The sequence below is a fragment of the Acidovorax sp. 59 genome (assembly GCF_002754175.1).
In the GTDB taxonomy this organism is placed as follows: domain Bacteria; phylum Pseudomonadota; class Gammaproteobacteria; order Burkholderiales; family Burkholderiaceae_C; genus Acidovorax; species Acidovorax delafieldii.
Genome location: NZ_PEET01000001.1, coordinates 4257027 through 4272801 on the forward strand (window position 1 = coordinate 4257027; position 15775 = coordinate 4272801).

Annotated in this window: 15 protein-coding genes; 9 read left to right on the top strand and 6 right to left on the bottom strand. The window is 66.3% G+C overall.

Features of this window, described 5'->3' with window-relative positions; all coding sequences use genetic code 11:
• Positions 1-237 precede the first annotated feature (237 nt).
• Both CLU87_RS19475 and CLU87_RS19480 read left to right on the top strand, forming a co-directional pair.
• A complete protein-coding gene (locus CLU87_RS19475) occupies positions 238-1929 on the top strand; it encodes a GMC family oxidoreductase (RefSeq protein WP_099731497.1) in 1692 nt (563 codons plus the stop codon).
• Between the two features lie 14 nt (positions 1930-1943).
• Entirely contained in the window at positions 1944-2294 is a 351-nt protein-coding gene (locus CLU87_RS19480; RefSeq protein ID WP_056057483.1) for an antibiotic biosynthesis monooxygenase, read from the top strand.
• Positions 2295-2330: 36 nt separating this feature from the next.
• Here CLU87_RS19480 and CLU87_RS19485 read toward each other — a convergent pair whose 3' ends face one another.
• The gene (locus CLU87_RS19485; RefSeq protein WP_099731498.1) at positions 2331-2660 is read right to left on the bottom strand and encodes a hypothetical protein; all 330 of its coding nucleotides are present in this window, start codon (positions 2658-2660) and stop codon (positions 2331-2333) included.
• 108 nt (positions 2661-2768) lie between these two features.
• A complete protein-coding gene (locus CLU87_RS19490; protein ID WP_099731499.1) occupies positions 2769-4121 on the bottom strand; it encodes an ammonium transporter in 1353 nt (450 codons plus the stop codon).
• Between the two features lie 352 nt (positions 4122-4473).
• Between CLU87_RS19490 and CLU87_RS19495 the strand changes: the two genes are divergently transcribed.
• From CLU87_RS19495 to CLU87_RS19515, 5 genes are all read left to right on the top strand, one after another.
• Positions 4474-5232, top strand: a complete 759-nt coding sequence (locus tag CLU87_RS19495; protein WP_015012153.1) for a TSUP family transporter — start codon at positions 4474-4476, stop codon at positions 5230-5232.
• Positions 5233-5493: 261 nt separating this feature from the next.
• Entirely contained in the window at positions 5494-6258 is a 765-nt protein-coding gene (locus tag CLU87_RS19500) for an ABC transporter substrate-binding protein (RefSeq protein ID WP_056057476.1), read from the top strand.
• Positions 6259-6385: 127 nt separating this feature from the next.
• Positions 6386-7168 (top strand): amino acid ABC transporter permease, encoded by a 783-nt coding sequence (locus tag CLU87_RS19505; RefSeq protein WP_056057473.1) that lies wholly within the window; start codon positions 6386-6388, stop codon positions 7166-7168.
• Positions 7165-7917: an amino acid ABC transporter ATP-binding protein gene (locus tag CLU87_RS19510; protein WP_099731500.1), complete on the top strand. Its 753-nt coding sequence runs from the start codon at positions 7165-7167 to the stop codon at positions 7915-7917. Before CLU87_RS19505 ends, CLU87_RS19510 begins: the two co-directional genes overlap by 4 nt.
• 88 nt (positions 7918-8005) lie before the next feature.
• On the top strand, positions 8006-8893 hold the full coding sequence (locus CLU87_RS19515) for a DMT family transporter (protein ID WP_099731501.1): 888 nt from the start codon (positions 8006-8008) through the stop codon (positions 8891-8893).
• Between the two features lie 85 nt (positions 8894-8978).
• On the opposite strand, the gene mrdA is transcribed toward CLU87_RS19515, so the two are convergent.
• From mrdA to CLU87_RS19535, 4 genes are all read right to left on the bottom strand, one after another.
• Entirely contained in the window at positions 8979-10919 is a 1941-nt protein-coding gene (gene mrdA / locus CLU87_RS19520; protein ID WP_099731502.1) for a penicillin-binding protein 2, read from the bottom strand.
• Positions 10920-11100: 181 nt separating this feature from the next.
• Positions 11101-11619, bottom strand: coding sequence for a rod shape-determining protein MreD (mreD, locus tag CLU87_RS19525; protein ID WP_056057460.1), 519 nt, complete (start codon positions 11617-11619; stop codon positions 11101-11103).
• A gap of 43 nt (positions 11620-11662) precedes the next feature.
• Positions 11663-12586 (bottom strand): rod shape-determining protein MreC, encoded by a 924-nt coding sequence (gene mreC, locus CLU87_RS19530; RefSeq protein ID WP_099731503.1) that lies wholly within the window; start codon positions 12584-12586, stop codon positions 11663-11665.
• 132 nt (positions 12587-12718) lie between these two features.
• Positions 12719-13762, bottom strand: a complete 1044-nt coding sequence (locus CLU87_RS19535) for a rod shape-determining protein (protein ID WP_008907364.1) — start codon at positions 13760-13762, stop codon at positions 12719-12721.
• A gap of 207 nt (positions 13763-13969) precedes the next feature.
• Between CLU87_RS19535 and gatC the strand changes: the two genes are divergently transcribed.
• Positions 13970-14269, top strand: a complete 300-nt coding sequence (gatC, locus tag CLU87_RS19540; protein ID WP_008907365.1) for an Asp-tRNA(Asn)/Glu-tRNA(Gln) amidotransferase subunit GatC — start codon at positions 13970-13972, stop codon at positions 14267-14269.
• A gap of 12 nt (positions 14270-14281) precedes the next feature.
• A complete protein-coding gene (gene gatA, locus CLU87_RS19545; protein WP_099731504.1) occupies positions 14282-15775 on the top strand; it encodes an Asp-tRNA(Asn)/Glu-tRNA(Gln) amidotransferase subunit GatA in 1494 nt (497 codons plus the stop codon).

The window sequence follows — 15775 nt, forward strand, 5'->3', positions numbered from 1 at the left end:
AAGGAAGAGCGTGCATGGTAGCGGAGCGAATCCTGCACGCGCTGTCGGACACGAGCCTGTCAAGCACAGACAGGCGGCGAAGCGTGTAATTATTATCAAATCAGCGCCAAGCGCAATCAATTCAAGCATCAGCAGCTACCAAAAGTGTAGCAATAGGCACACACCCTATCGACAGGGCCTGCCCCATCCGCACAATGGCCCACCGTTACCACCTTTGATCGGCACCGCCCCTCCTCCATGAGCGACACCACGTTTGACACCATCATCATCGGCGGAGGCACAGCCGGTGCCTTGCTCGCCAACCGCCTGAGCGCCGACGGCCGCCACCGCGTGCTGCTGATCGAGGCCGGCCGCAAGGACGACTACCACTGGATCCACATCCCAGTCGGCTACCTGTACTGCATCGGCAACCCGCGCACCGACTGGCTCTACAACACCGAGCCCGACGCGGGCCTGAACGGCCGCACCCTGCGCTACCCACGCGGCAAGACGCTGGGCGGCTGCAGCAGCATCAACGGCATGATCTACATGCGCGGCCAGGCGCGCGACTATGACCAGTGGGCCGAGCTGACGGGCGACGCCAGCTGGCGTTGGGACAGCGCCCTGCCCTACTTCCGCCGCCACGAAGACCACTGGCGCCTGGACCAGCCCGGAGGCGTGAACGAAAATTTCAAACGCCTGCACGGCAACAAGGCCACCGGCAGCACCGGCGAGTGGCGGGTGGAGAAGCAACGCCTGCGCTGGGACGTGCTCGACGCCTTTGCCCACGCCGCCCAACAAGCGGGCATCCCGGCCACCGACGACTTCAACAGCGGCAGCAACGAAGGCGTGGGCTATTTCGAGGTCAACCAGAAAAGCGGCTGGCGCTGGAACACCGCCAAGGCCTTTTTGCGCCCCACCTGCTATGGCCGGCCCAACTTCGAGATGTGGACCAGCGCGCAGGCGTCCAAGCTCATCATCGAGACCCAGCCCGACGGCAGCCAGCGCTGCACCGGCGTGTTGGTGTGGGACGGCCACGAGATGGTCACGGCCCGCGCGGCGGGCGAGGTGATCCTGAGCGCAGGCGCCGTCAACTCGCCCCAGCTGCTGCAGCTGTCGGGCATCGGCCCCGCCGCACTGCTGCGCCAGCATGGCATCGATGTGGCGGCGGACCTGCCCGGCGTGGGCGCCAACCTGCAGGACCACCTCCAGATCCGCGCGGTGTTCAAGGTGCAAGGGGTGCAGACGCTCAACACCATGGCCAACTCGCTGGCCGGCAAGGCCAAGATCGGGCTCGAATATGCGCTCAAGCGCAGCGGGCCCATGAGCATGGCGCCTTCGCAGCTCGGTGCGTTCACCCGCAGCAGCCCCGACCAGCCCTATCCCAACATCGAGTACCACGTGCAGCCCCTGTCGCTCGATGCGTTTGGCGAGCCGCTGCACAGCTTTCCGGCCTTCACCGCCAGCGTGTGCAACCTCAACCCCACCAGCCGGGGCACGGTGAACATCAAGAGCGCCGACTTCAAGGCCGCGCCCGCCATCGCGCCCAACTACCTCAGCACGCCCGAAGACCGCCAGGTGGCCGCCGACAGCCTGCGCGTCACGCGCCGCATCGTGGCCCAGCCCGCGCTGGCCAAGTACCAGCCGCAGGAGTGGAAGCCCGGCGTGCAGTTTGAAAGCGACGAAGACCTGGCGCGCCTGGCGGGTGACATTGCCACCACCATCTTCCACCCCGTGGGCACCACCAAGATGGGCCGCGACGGCGACCCGATGGCTGTGCTGGATGCTCAACTGCGCGTGCGCAATGGGCGCGGCGGCGTGGTGGCCGGCCTGCGCGTGGTGGATGCGGGCGCCATGCCCACCATCACCAGCGGCAACACCAACTCGCCCACGCTGATGATGGCGGAGAAGGCGGCGGAGTGGATCATCCAGGCAAGGCGGGCGGCGTGAGTACCATCGCGCCGATGTACTCCTCCACTTTCATCTTTGCGACCAAACAGTTCGACGACGCCTTTCACCGCCTGGACGAGGCGATTGCCACCGCCGCCCGTTCCATCGACGGCTACCTGGGCGAGGAGTCCTGGACGGACACGGGCAACGGCCTGGTGTCCAACGTGTACTACTGGCAGTCGCTGGAAGCCTTGCAAACGCTGATGCAACACCCCGCGCACCTGAAGGCCAAGGCCGCGCAGGCGCAGTGGCTCAATGGCTACCAGGTGGTGATTGCGCAGGTGCTGCGCACCTACGGCGACAACCAGCTGACCGGGCTGCTGCCCACGGCCGGGCTGTTCACGCAAGGCACTGCGCCCCACTGATTTTTTCAAGCCCTGGCGCCCAGGTCCCTGCAGCGTTCAGCGGATGCCGCCCACATAGCGCGGCACCTCGGGCCCGGGCTCGGGGGGCGGTGCAGGGCGCGAGCGCACAGCCTGCGCCGCCACGTCCAGCAGCGGACGGCGCGGCGCTGCAAGGGGAGTGGCGTGCAGGGCGTGCTCCAGGCGGTCGGCCCACTCGGCCAGATCGGGCGCGTTGTCGTCCACAGCGCGCTGGCGCGCGAACCGCACGATCTCCTGCGCATAGTCGGCGTTGACCGCCATCCATTCGGTATCGGTCACGCGACCCGTTTTGCGCCGCAACAGCACATGCAGGTGGGCGGCAATTGCCAGCTTGTCGGAATCGGACATGGTCGGCTCCTTAATGCATTGGGGTCATCCATCGGACTGCACCTGCTTGCCCGCGTTGCGCAACGATGCGGGAGCGGGGAAGGCCTGCCGGGTCTCTCGGGGGCTCATTCAGCCGCCCAGGCGCTCGCGGTGCTGGGCAATGTCCAGCCCAGTCTGTTCGCTCTGTTCGTCCACCCGCAGGCCCATCGCAAAGTTGATGACCCACAGCAGCGCGGCCGTCACCACCAGGCTGTAGGCCGCCACGGCGCCCACGCCGATGGCCTGGGTCAGCAGGCTGCCCGCCACCCCGCCCACGGTCTTGCTGGCCAGCACACCGGTGAGCAGTGACCCCACGATGCCGCCAACGCCATGCACGCCAAATACGTCGAGCGAGTCATCCACCCGCAGCAGCCGCTTGAGCCCCGTCGCGCCCCAGTAGCAGGCCAGCCCGGCCACCAGCCCAATCACCACGGCCGAGCGCAGCGTGACAAAACCGGCGGCAGGTGTGATGGCCACCAGCCCCGCCACCAGGCCGGAGCACAGCCCCAGCAGCGACGGGCGCCCGCGCACCACCCACTCACCCAGCATCCACGACAGCGCACCGGCCGCAGCGGCCAGGTGCGTCACTGCCATGGCCAGCCCGGCGCGCCCATCGGCCGCGACCGCAGAGCCCGCGTTGAAGCCAAACCAGCCCACCCACAGCATGCCCGCGCCCGCCATGGTGAGCCCCAGGTTGTAGGGTTCAAACGGCTCGCGCCCATACCCAGCGCGGCGGCCCAGAAACCAGGCGCACACCAGCCCCGCCACGCCCGCGTTCACGTGCACCACCGAGCCGCCCGCAAAATCCAGCGCGCCCATCTGCGCCAGCCAGCCACCCGGCTCCCACACCCAGTGCGCCACGGGCGCATAGACCACCAGTGTCCACAGGCTGATGAAGACGAGCATGGCCGAAAACCGCATGCGTTCCACAAACGCGCCCACCAGCAGCGCGGCCGTGATGATGGCAAAGGTGAGCTGGAACATCGCGTACACCGACTCCGGGATCAGCGGCGCAATGTGGCTCACGGCCAGCTTGCCCGCCTCCAGTTGAAAGTCGAGCCCGGCAAAGCCAGCACGGTCCCAGCCGCCAAGCCAGGCGCTGCCCGGTGTGAAGGCCAGTGAATACCCCGCCGCAAACCACAGCAGGCTGACCAGCGCTGCAATGGCCACCACGCTGGCCATGGTGTTGAGCACGTTCTTCCTGCGCACCATGCCTGCGTAAAACAGCGCAATACCTGGCAGCGTCATCAACAGCACCAGGGCGGTGGAGGTCATCATCCAGCCGGTATGGGCCGCATTCACCGTGTCCTGGGCCACCAGGGCGGGGCGCGTGAGGGGCGCCGCGACTGCAGGAGCCTCTGGCACGCCCTGGGCCAGCGCGCAGGTGCACAGCCCCAGACACAACGACACGACCGCAAACACCCGGTGGTTGACTGCACGCATGCACGCTCCCTTTCGCAATTTGTTACAAGCGCATTGCACGAGCCATGCCAGCCAGTTGCCACCGAATCGGGGCACCGGGCGCCCCCGTAAGCCGTCCGGCGCCCAACAACGGGGGGCGGGAAACCCCCAATGCACCAGCAGGGTGCAGCCGTTACAGTCACGGCACTCGAAAGCGCGCTTCGGTGTGCCAAGCGAGGGGCCCGAGGAGACAACCTTTCTACCAAGAACCACATTCAAAACACCCAACGAGGTGTGAACCCTTTCAGGCGCTGGCGATCCCAGCGCCTTTTTCTTGCCCGCTCGATCCTGAGCGGTCCTGAATCGATAGCAGGCCCGGTGCGACAATCCTGCGATGGAATGGATTTTGATGACCCTGGCCTCGCTGCTCGCGGGCTTTGTGGATGCGATCGTGGGGGGCGGTGGACTGGTGATGGTGCCCGCGCTGTTTGCAGCTTTTCCGGGCGCGCCCCCGGCCACGCTGCTGGGCACCAACAAGGCGGCCTCGGTCTGGGGCACCGCCATGGCCACCTGGCAATACAGCCGCAAGGTGCAGATCCGCTGGTCGGCCATGCTGCCGGCCGCAGCCGCCGGTTTTGCCGGCTCGTTCGTGGGCGCCTGGGCCGTCACCGTGGTGTCGGCCGACTTCCTGCGCAAGCTGCTGCCCCTGGTGCTGCTGGGCGTGCTGCTCTACACCCTGGCCAAGAAGGAGCTGGGGCGGCACCACACCCCCCGGTTTGCGGGCCGGGCCGAGGTGATCGCCGCCTGCCTGATCGGCGTACTCATCGGCTTTTACGACGGGTTCTTTGGCCCCGGCACGGGCAGCTTCTTCGTCTTCTTGTTCGTGCGGCTGCTGGGCTATGACTTTCTGAATGCGTCGGCGTCGGCCAAGCTGCTCAACTGCGCCACCAACATTGCCGCGATTGCGCTGTTTGCCGCCAAGGGCCATGTGTGGTGGCACTTTGCGGTGACGCTGGCCGTGGCCAACGTGCTGGGCAGCCTGCTGGGCACCCACATGGCACTCAAGCATGGCACCGGCTTTGTGCGGGGCATCTTCATCGTGGTGGTGAGCACCCTGATCCTGAAGACGGGGTACGACGCTTTTCTGCGGTAGGCCTGCACGTCCCCCACCAGATGTCGGTTGCCAGGGTGGCACCCAACTTGCAACGCCCTGCAAGGCCTACCACCAGGGCGCTCCGAGGTCATCGGGGTTGCCCTGCATGGCCCGAATGTGAACGCGCGTCCTATAATTTCCGCACGTTTCCGTTTGATGACGAGGCCCATCGCCAATGGCGATGTCCGCATCCACCCGCTCCGGCCTGCCTACCCGCAGGCCGGATTTTTTGTACCTGAACCACCCCCACAGGAACCTGTCATGCAATTTTTCAAGTCTGCCGTTGTCACCGCCGTGGCGCTGTGCGCTGCCCTCGCCGTCCAGGCCCGCACGCTGGACGAAGTCAAGAAGGATGGCAAGATCATCGTGGCCACCGAGGGCCAGTTCGCTCCCTTCAACTATTTCGAAGGCACCAAGCTGACGGGTTTTGAGGTGGAAGTGGCGGAGCTGGTGGTCAAGAAGATGGGCCTGAAGCTCGAATGGAAGACCCTGGGCTTTGACGCCCTGCTGACCGGCCTGGGCCAGAACCGCTGGGACGCCGTGATTGCCTCCCACGGCGTGACCGACGAGCGCTCCAAGGCCGTGACCTTTGCCAACCCCCATTACTGCTCGGGCGGCATCATCGTGGCCATGGACGACAAGATCCGCAACGCCAAGGACCTGACCGGCAAGGTCGTGGCCGTGCAAACCGGCACCAGCTACCTGGAGCAGGTCAAGAAGGTCAGCGGCGTGAAGGAAGTGAAGAACTTCCCGCAAGACACCGACGCCCAGCGTGCCCTGATCTCCAAGCGCGTGGACGCCTGGGTCAGCGACAAGTTCGTGGCCAAGGAAGCCGCTGCCAAGAACGCCAAAGCCGGCTTCAAGCTGGGCGACATGCTGTTCATCGAGCGCATCGCCCCCGCCATGGCCAAGGGCAACACCGGCCTGGCCGATGCCTGGAACAAGGCGTTCACCGAAGTGCTGGCCGATGGCAGCTACGCCGCCGTCTCCAAGAAGTATTTCAACGAAGACGTGCGCTGCAACTGATGTGATGGCACATGGGGTGCGCAGAGGGCTCGGGCCTGCTGCGCACCCTTTGCCGTTTCTGGTGGCGGGTGCATGATCGCCCTGCCCCAGTCCGATTTCCAACCAAGACCTTCTGGTCGTCTGATCCATGCTTCTCGCTCTTTGGCCACAAAGCTGGTCCCGACAGCAGCGCAGCAATGCCACGCTGGTCGCTGCACTGGTGGTGATGGTGCTGGCCCTCTCGTTGCTAGGCCAATTGCTGTCGTTCTTCCCTGACCCCATCGGCCCCAATGCCCAGGCGTTTTCTGAAGGTGCGCGCACCACGCTGTGGCTCACGCTGGTCAGCGGTGCCGTGGGCCTGGTGCTGGGCACAGCTGCGGCGCTGGCTCGCACCGCCCGCTGGACGCCCGTGCGCTGGATTGCTGGCGTGTACATCTGGGCCATTCGCGGCACACCGCTCTTGGTGCAGATCCTGTTTGTGTACTTTGCGCTGCCGGTGCTGGTGCCAGGGCTGAACCTGCCCGACTTTGCCGCCGCCGTCGTGGCGTTGGGACTCAATGTGGGCGCCTACAACGCCGAAGCGCTGCGCGCGGGCCTGCTGGCCGTGCCACGCGGGCAGACCGAGGCCGCCCGGGCGCTGGGCCTGGGCCGCATGCATGTGTTCATGGACGTGGTGTTTCCGCAGGCGTTCAAAATTTCATTGCCGCCGCTGGTGAGCAACTTTGTGGCGCTGCTCAAGGACTCTTCTCTGGCCTACGCCATCGGCGTGGTGGAGCTGACCAACGTGGGCAACCGCATCCAGTCGGCCACGTTCCAGCCCATCGCCACGCTGACCACGGTGGCCATCACCTACCTGCTGCTGACCACACTGGTCACACAGATCTCCAACGCCGTCGAGTACCGCTTTGACGTGGAGGGCCGCAACCAATGAACTCCAACGTTCCACCCAAGCCCTACATCGTGGCCGAGCGCGTGTGCAAGTCGTTTGGCGCGCACCAGGTGCTCAAGGACGTGTCCACCGTGTTCCACACCGGCGAGGTGACGGTGATCATTGGCGCCTCGGGCTCGGGCAAGAGCACCCTGTTGCGCGCCATCAACCGCCTGGAGCCCCACGACAGCGGGCGCATCACCATCGACGGCGTGGAGGTGTGCGACGACCTCACCACCCTGCAGCGCCAGCGCTGCGAGGTGGGCATGGTGTTTCAGCAGTTCAACCTGTTCGGCCACATGAGCGTGCTGGACAACGTGACGCTGGCGCCCCGCCGCATTCGCCGCACCCCGCGCACCCAGGCCAATGACGAGGCCATGCAGCTGCTGCGCCGCGTGGGCATGCAGGACCATGCGCACAAGTACCCCTGGCAGCTGTCGGGCGGGCAGCAGCAGCGGGTGGCCATTGCACGGGCGCTGGCCATGGCTCCAAAGGTGATGCTGTTTGACGAGCCCACCTCGGCGCTCGACCCCGAGATGGTCAAGGAAGTGCTGGACGTGATGCGTGGCCTGGCCCGTGGTGGCATGACCATGATCGTGGTGACCCACGAAATGGGCTTTGCGCGCGAGGTGGCCGACCGGGTGATGTTCTTCGACCAGGGTCGCATCGCGCACGATGCGCCGCCGCAGGAGTTCTTCAGCAACCCGGCCAACGACCGCATCCGCGCGTTCCTGGGCCAGGTCAGCCACTGAGCCCCGTCCGCACCGGACTGCACTGCAACGCAGAGGCCGCCGGGCAACCGGCGGCCCTTTTTTCTTTTTGGTATTTAGGAATTTGTCGATGCGTACTGAACGCTGGGGCCTGATAGCCCTGCTGGCTGTGACCGTGGTGTGGGGCACCACCTTCCCGGCGATGAAACTGCTCTCGGCGCACCTCGACGCACTGCAGATCATCTGGCTGCGGTTTGTGATCGCACTGCTGGTGCTGGCGCCGCTGTGGCGCGGCATGCTGCGCCACGAGCGGCGCTGGGGCTGCGCGCTGGGGTTGCTGCTGTTCCTGGCGTTCTGGCTGCAGATCGAGGGCCTCGCACGCACCAGCAGCAACCGCAATGCCTTTGTCACCGGGCTCAACGTGCTGGTGGTGCCGCTGATCGCGATGGCAGCACTGGGGCGGCGCTACGGCTGGCGGTTGTGGGGCGCCTGCGTGATGGCGCTGGCAGGCATGGCGCTGATGTTCCACGAGAACGAGCCCTGGAACCTGGGCGATACGCTGACGCTGGCCAGCACCGTGTTCTATGCGCTGTACATCCTGGCGCTGGAGGAATGCGCGCGCCGCACGGCCGCACAGCCCCTGCGGGCCACCCGCATGGCCGCCGCACAGGCCACAGTGATGGCACTGGCCTCCACTGCGCTGTTGCTGGTGCAAAGCGGCAACATGGACTGGCTGCACTCGGCCGCCCAGCTGCCGGTGAACGCCTTGCTGGCCTTGCTGTACCTGGGCCTGCTGGCCAGCGTGGTGGTGGTGACGCTGCAGGCCTGGGGCCAGCAGCGCGTGGACGCCATGCGCAGCGCCATCGTGTTCGGGCTGGAGCCGGTGTTTGCCGCACTCACGGCGTGGATGTTGCTGGGCGAGCAGCTGGGCTGGGCCGGGCTGAGCGGGGCGGCGCTGATTGTGGCAGCGCTGGTGTTCAGCCAGCTCCAGCCGTCACCGCGCGCCGCCGGTGCCTAGCAGGCGCTTTTGAAGCAAAAACAGCTTGTAGCGCTAGTCGATATTGCGTCAACAGCTATTAATTCAATAGCAATCCAGTGCCAGATCAAGGAGTGACCAACGGCACCTCGCTGGCCTTGCGGGGCTTGCCCATGGGCGCACTGGCCAGGCCCTTTTGTACGGCGGCGATGTCTTCTTCGCTGGGGTACTCGCCCAGCAGCCAATAGTCAAACACGCGCCGCGCAATCGGGGCGGCGTGGGCAGCCCCAAAGCCTGCGTTCTCCACAATGGCGGCCAGGGCGATGGTGGGGTTCTCGGCCGGGGCAAAGGCCGCAAACAGCGAGTGATCGCGCTGGTGCTCCTCCAGCGCCTTGGCGTTGTACTTCACGTTCTGGCCCATGGTCACGGCCTGGGCGGTGCCCGTCTTGCCGGCCGAGGTGTAGGGCGCGCCCATGAACACCCGCGTGCCTGTGCCGCCCTTGTTCACCGCCACCAGGGCATTGCGCACCAGCTCCACGTTTTTGGCCTGGTAGCCCAGGTTGATGCCAGGGGGCTGCACGATCTCGGTGATGGCGCCGGTGACCGCATTCTTCACCGCCTTGGCCATGTGGGGGCGATAGCGGATGCCCCCGTTGGCCAGCGTGGCCTCGGCCAGTGCCAGCTGCAGCATCGTGAAGTTGTTGTAGCCCTGCCCAATGCCCAGCGACACCGTTTCGCCCGGGAACCAGCGTTTCATGTCGGCGCGTTTGTAGGTGTTGCGCTTCCACTCGGTGCTGGGCAGCGTGCCCCGCACTTCGCCGTTGAGGTCGATGCCCGTGGACTGGCCGAAACCCAGCGGCTTCATGAAGTCGTGGATGGCATCCACACCCATGTCCACGGCCAGCGAATAAAAGTAGGTGTTGCTGGAGAACTGGATGGCGCGGTGCATGTCCACGCCCCCCAGCCCGCCCTCGTGGCTGCGGAAGGTGTGGCCGCCGAAGGTGTAGAACCCGGGGTCGTTCACCACCAGGCTGGGCGAGCGCTTGTTCAGCTGCAACGCCGCCAGCGCCATGAAGGGCTTGTAGGTGGAGCCGGGCGGGTAGGTGCCGCGCAGGGCGCGGTTGAGCAGCGGCTTGTCGATGGACTCATTGAGCGCGGCCCAGTTTTCGGCATCAATGCCTTCGACAAACAGATTGGGGTCGAAGGTGGGCTTGCTCACCAGCGCCAGGATTTCGCCATTGCGCGGGTCGATCGCCACCAGCGCTCCGCGGCGGCTGCCATACAGCTCTTCGATGAGTTTTTGCAGCTTGATGTCGATGGACAGCATCACGCTGTCGCCGGGGGTGGCGGCGTGGCTGGAGAGCTTGCGCACGGCACGGCCACCCGCCGAGGTTTCCATCTGCTCCACACCGGTCGCGCCATGCAGGGCCGACTCGAAACTGTGCTCGATGCCGAGCTTGCCGATGTACTCCGTGCCCCGGTAGTTGGCCTCGTCCTCCGAGTCCTGGATGCGGGCCTTCTCGGTCTGGTTGATGCGCCCGATGTAGCCAATCGCATGGCTGGCCACGTCGCCCAGCGGGTAGTTGCGAAACAGCCGCGCCTTGATGTCCACACCCGGAAAGCGGTAGCGCTGGGCGGTGAAACGCGCCACCTCCTGATCCGTCAGGCGGGTGCGGATGGGCAGGGATTCGAAGTTGCGCGACTCTTCCATGAGCCGCTTGAAGCGGCGGCGGTCACGCGCCTGGATGTCCACCACCTTGGACAGGGCATCGATGGTCTCGTCCAGCACGCCGGCACGCGAGGGCGTGATCTCCAGCGTGTAGGCCGAATAGTTGGTGGCCAGCACCACGCCGTTGCGGTCCAGGATGAGCCCCCGGTTGGGCACAATGGGCACCACGGCCGTGCGGTTGCTCTCCGCCTGGGCTGCCAGGTCCTCATGGCGCACCACCTGCAGGTACACCAGGCGCGCCGCGACCAGGCAGAACGCCGCCATCACCACCAGGCCCACCACCAAGGCGCGCACCCGGAACCGCGAGGCGTCGGCTTCGCTGCTGCGCACCTCGGTCATGGCCTCACCCCTGAAAACACGGCCCAGAAGCTGGCTGCCTGTGTGACTGGCGCGGCCCAGGCCAGGGGACGCCGAGCAAGGGTCACCCCGCCGCGAGCGCGTCGCCGACCTTCCCGCAGCGCACAGCACTGCGAGAGAAGGGGGAGACAGCGCGGTCGCTCAGGGGGTTGTTGCCTCATGTTCACAACGGCCGGTTCTGGTCTTTGTCGGGCGGGCGGCGCTGGGGCGCCAGCAGCACCCAGCTGGCCAGGGGCCACAGCAGCGCCTCCAGGAACGGGGCCAGAAAGCTCCAGAACCCCGGGAAAATTCCGCCCGCCGCCATGCGCAGCAGCAGCTCGATGGCATGGGCAACGGCAAACAGCGGAAACACCTGCAGCGCTTGCGACGGCACACTGAACCACAGCAAACGGCGGTGGATGGCGATGGCTCCGAACGACAGCACAGTGTAGGACAGCGCATGCTGGCCCAGCAGCGCAGACTGGCTCACGTCCATGCACAGGCCCAGCACAAAGGCCGCCCCCATGCCAATGCGCAGCGGCTGGTGCACGCCCCAGAACACCAGCAGCACCATCAGCAGATCAGGCATCCACACCACGCGGCCCAGCGGCAGCATGTTGATGGCCAGACCCGCAGCCAGACTGGCCCAGATGAACACCGGGTTCACCGGCATCAGCAGGGGCTCACCCCGCGGCATGATCATCGCGGGCCTCCTTGTGTCGGGGTCATCGGGGCAAGGCGGCGGCTCATTTGCGGCCCCCGCGTTTGTTCGCGGGCGCGGCGGGGGCCGCATCCGGGCGAGGCAATTCGTTGTCGGCCAGGGGCTTGAGCACCACCACATGGCGCGCACCCTGCACCTGCGCCAAAGGCACGCAGTAGATGCGCGCAAACGCGGAGTCGGCACGGCGCTCCACCTTCACCACGCGCGCCACGGGCAGGCCCGGCGCATACAGGCCGTCCACGCCGCTGGTGGTCAGCAGGTCGTCTTCGCGGATGTCCGCGTTGGCGGGCATGAAGCGCAGCTCCATGCCACCACCATGGCCCGCCACCGGGTCGCCATAGGCCACGCCACGCACGCCGGTGCGGATGTTCAGCACCGGAATCGCCTGGTCACGGTCCACCAGCAGCGTGACTTCGCTGACCAGCGGAAACACACGGGTGACCTGGCCCAGCACACCAGCCTCGTCCATCACCGGAGCGCCCAGCTCCACGCCGCCCAGCTGCCCCCGGTCCAGCACCACACGGCGCGTGTAGGGGTCTGCGGTGTCGTAGATGACTTCGGCCGCCTGTGCGGGGGTCTGGAGCCGGTCGCGCAGCTCCAGCAGTTTGCGCAGCCGCTGGTTTTCCATGGCCAGCTGGTCGGCTTGGTTGGCGCGCTGGCCCATCACGGTCATCTTCTTGCGGGCGGCATCCAGGTCTTCTTGCGCGGTTTGCAACGACTGGAAATAGCTGCGCCCGTGGCTGGCGAACTCCACCGGCTGCAGCATGAGCCACTGCACCGGGTACAGCACCGTGGCCACGGCCTGACGGAAGGGGCCGGTAATCTGGAAGCGTACGTCGGCCACCATGAGGAACAGCGCCAGCGCACTGAACACGGCCAAACGCGACAGGGCCGAAGGGCCCTGTTTGAAGAAAGGGGGAGCGCTGCGCTCCAGAGTACCCAAGGGCATGGTGCGCAGCGGTCAGGATCTGCCGCGGGGAGCGTGCTCCACGGGCGGGTGCTCAGAAACAAGCATTGGAGCAGGTGCAGTCATGCAATTCAGAGCGCAAAAAAAGTGCCTGCAGCATACAGGCCTGCCGACTTACTCGCTCGTGAAAATGCTGCCCAGGCGGTCCATGCGCTCCAGGGCGATGCCGCAGCCGCGCACCACGCAAGTCAGCGGGTCTTCGGCCACCAGCACGGGCAGGCCGGTTTCTTCGGCCAGCAGGCGGTCCAGGTCGCGCAGCAGCGCGCCGCCGCCGGTGAGCATCATGCCGCGGTCGGCAATGTCGGCGCCCAGCTCGGGGGGGGTTTGTTCCAGCGCGTTCTTCACGGCCGAGACGATCTGGTTCAGCGGGTCGGTCAGGGCTTCCAGCACTTCGTTGGACGAAATGGTGAAGCTGCGTGGCACGCCTTCGGACAGGTTGCGGCCCTTGACTTCCATCTCGCGCACCTCAGAGCCCGGGAAGGCCGAGCCGATGTTCTTCTTGATGGCTTCGGCGGTGGGCTCGCCGATCAGCATGCCGTAGTTGCGGCGGATGTAGCTGATGATGGCTTCGTCGAACTTGTCGCCACCGACGCGCACACTGCCCTTGTAGACCATGCCGCCCAGCGAGATCACGCCCACTTCGGTGGTGCCGCCACCGATGTCCACGACCATGGAGCCGCTGGCTTCCGACACCGGCAGGCCCGCGCCAATACCGGCGGCCATGGGCTCTTCGATCAGGTAGACCGCCGTGGCGCCCGCGGCCTCGGCCGCATCCTTGATGGCGCGGCGCTCGACCTGGGTGGAGCCGCAGGGCACGCAGATGATGATGCGCGGGCTGGGGGTGAACAGCGTGCGCGGGTGCACCATCTTGATGAACTGCTTGATCATCTGCTCGGTGATCACGAAGTCGGCGATCACGCCGTCCTTCATCGGGCGGATGGCTTCGATGTTGCCGGGCACCTTGCCCAGCATGGCCTTGGCCTCGTGGCCTACGGCCTGGATGACTTTCTTGCCATGGGGCCCGCCTTCGTGGCGGATGGCGACAACGGAGGGCTCGTCGAGCACGATGCCTTTGTCGCGGGCGAAGATGAGGGTGTTGGCTGTGCCAAGGTCAATGGCCAGGTCGGTGGAGAAATACCGACGGAAAGCTCCGAACATTCAAAAATCCTCTCGGGCACGGCATGCGCGTCGGCCTGCCATCGCCAGGTATTCAGGGGGGTGTTTATGGGCTTTTTTCACGCAATTGACTCCCATTCCAGGAGCTTTGCGGCAAAGCCGGGATAATACCCCATCCCCTGTGAATAACTCCCTCCGGCGCAGCCCGGATCACAGCTTTACTTCTGGTTTCTCTAGATTCTCCTCCCTATGGCACTGACCCCCCAGGACATCGGCCGCATTGCCAACTTGGCGCGGCTTGAGCTGACGCCCTCCGAAAGTGAGCGCATGCTCACGCAGCTCAATGGCTTCTTTGACATCGTGGAACAGATGCGGGCTGTGGATACCTCGGGCGTCACGCCCCTGGCCCACCCCGTCGCAGCTATCCAGGACGTGGCCCTGCGGCTGCGCGAGGACGTGGCCAGCGAGCCCAACCAGCGTGAAGCCAACCAGCAAAGCGCCCCCGCCGTCGAACGAGGCCTGTTCCTCGTGCCCAAAGTGATCGAGTAAGAGCCCCGCCGCATGACTTCCACCGCATTGCATGACCTGGGCGTGGCCCAGCTGGCCACCGAGCTGCGCGAGCGCCGCGTCTCGGCCGTCGAGGCCGCCCAGCATTTCCTCGCCCGCGCGCAGGCCCACCAGAACCTGGGCGCCTACGTGGCCGTGAACCCGGACATCACCCTGGCCCAGGCCCGCGCCCAGGACGCCGCCATTGCCGCAGGCACCGCCGGCCCGCTGGCGGGCGTGCCAATCGCGCACAAGGACATCTTTGTCACCAAAGGTTTCCCCAGCACCGCAGGCTCGAAGATGCTCGCGGGTTACCAGTCGCCCTTTGATGCCACCGTGGTCACCAAGCTGGCCGACTCTGGCGCCGTGACGCTGGGCAAGCTCAACTGCGACGAGTTCGCCATGGGCTCGGCCAACGAGAACTCCGCCGTCGCCCCCATGGGCTTTGACGCCCCCGCCCCGGTGCGCAACCCCTGGGCCACAGACCGTATCCCCGGCGGCTCGTCCGGCGGCAGCGCCGTGGCCGTGGCCGCGCGCCTGGCCCCGGCCGTCACCGGCACCGACACCGGCGGCTCCATCCGCCAGCCCGCGTCGTTCTGTGGCATCACCGGCATCAAGCCCACCTATGGCCGCGCCAGTCGTTACGGGATGATCGCGTTTGCCTCCAGCCTCGACCAGGCCGGCCCCATGGCCCGCTCGGCCGAAGACTGCGCGCTGTTGCTGTCCGCCATGTGCGGCCCGGACCCGGACCGCGACTCCACCAGCCTGGACGTGCCCGCAGAGAACTTCAGCGCCAAGCTCAACGACAGCATCGATGGCCTGCGCATCGGCGTCCCGGCCGAGTTCTTTGGCGAAGGCCTGGCGCCCGATGTGCGCGCCGCCGTAGATGGTGCCCTGAAGGAATACGAGAAGCTCGGCGCCAAGCTCGTGCCCATCAGCCTGCCGCGCACGCAGCTGTCCATTCCGGTCTACTACATCATTGCTCCGGCCGAGGCGTCGTCCAACCTCTCCCGCTTTGACGGCGTGAAGTTTGGCCACCGCGCCAAGGACTACACCGACCTGGTGGACATGTACAAGAAGACTCGCGCCGAAGGTTTTGGCGACGAGGTCAAGCGCCGCATCATGATCGGTGCCTATGTGCTGAGCCATGGCTACTACGACGCCTACTACCTGCAGGCGCAGAAGATCCGCCGCATGATCGCCGACGACTTCCAGAACGCGTTCAAGAGCTGTGACGTCATCGCCGGCCCCGTGGCCCCCACGGTGGCCTGGAAGCTGGGCGACCACGGCAACGACCCGCTGGCAGACTACCTAGCCGACATCTTCACCCTGCCCGGCTCGCTGGCCGGCCTGCCCGGCATGAGCGTGCCCGCCGGTTTTGGCGAGGGCGGCATGCCCGTCGGCCTGCAGCTGCTGGGCAACTACTTCCAGGAAGCCCGCCTTCTGAACGCTGCGCACCGCCTGCAGCAAGCCACCGACTTCCACCTCCGCCGTCCGGAGGGCTTCTGA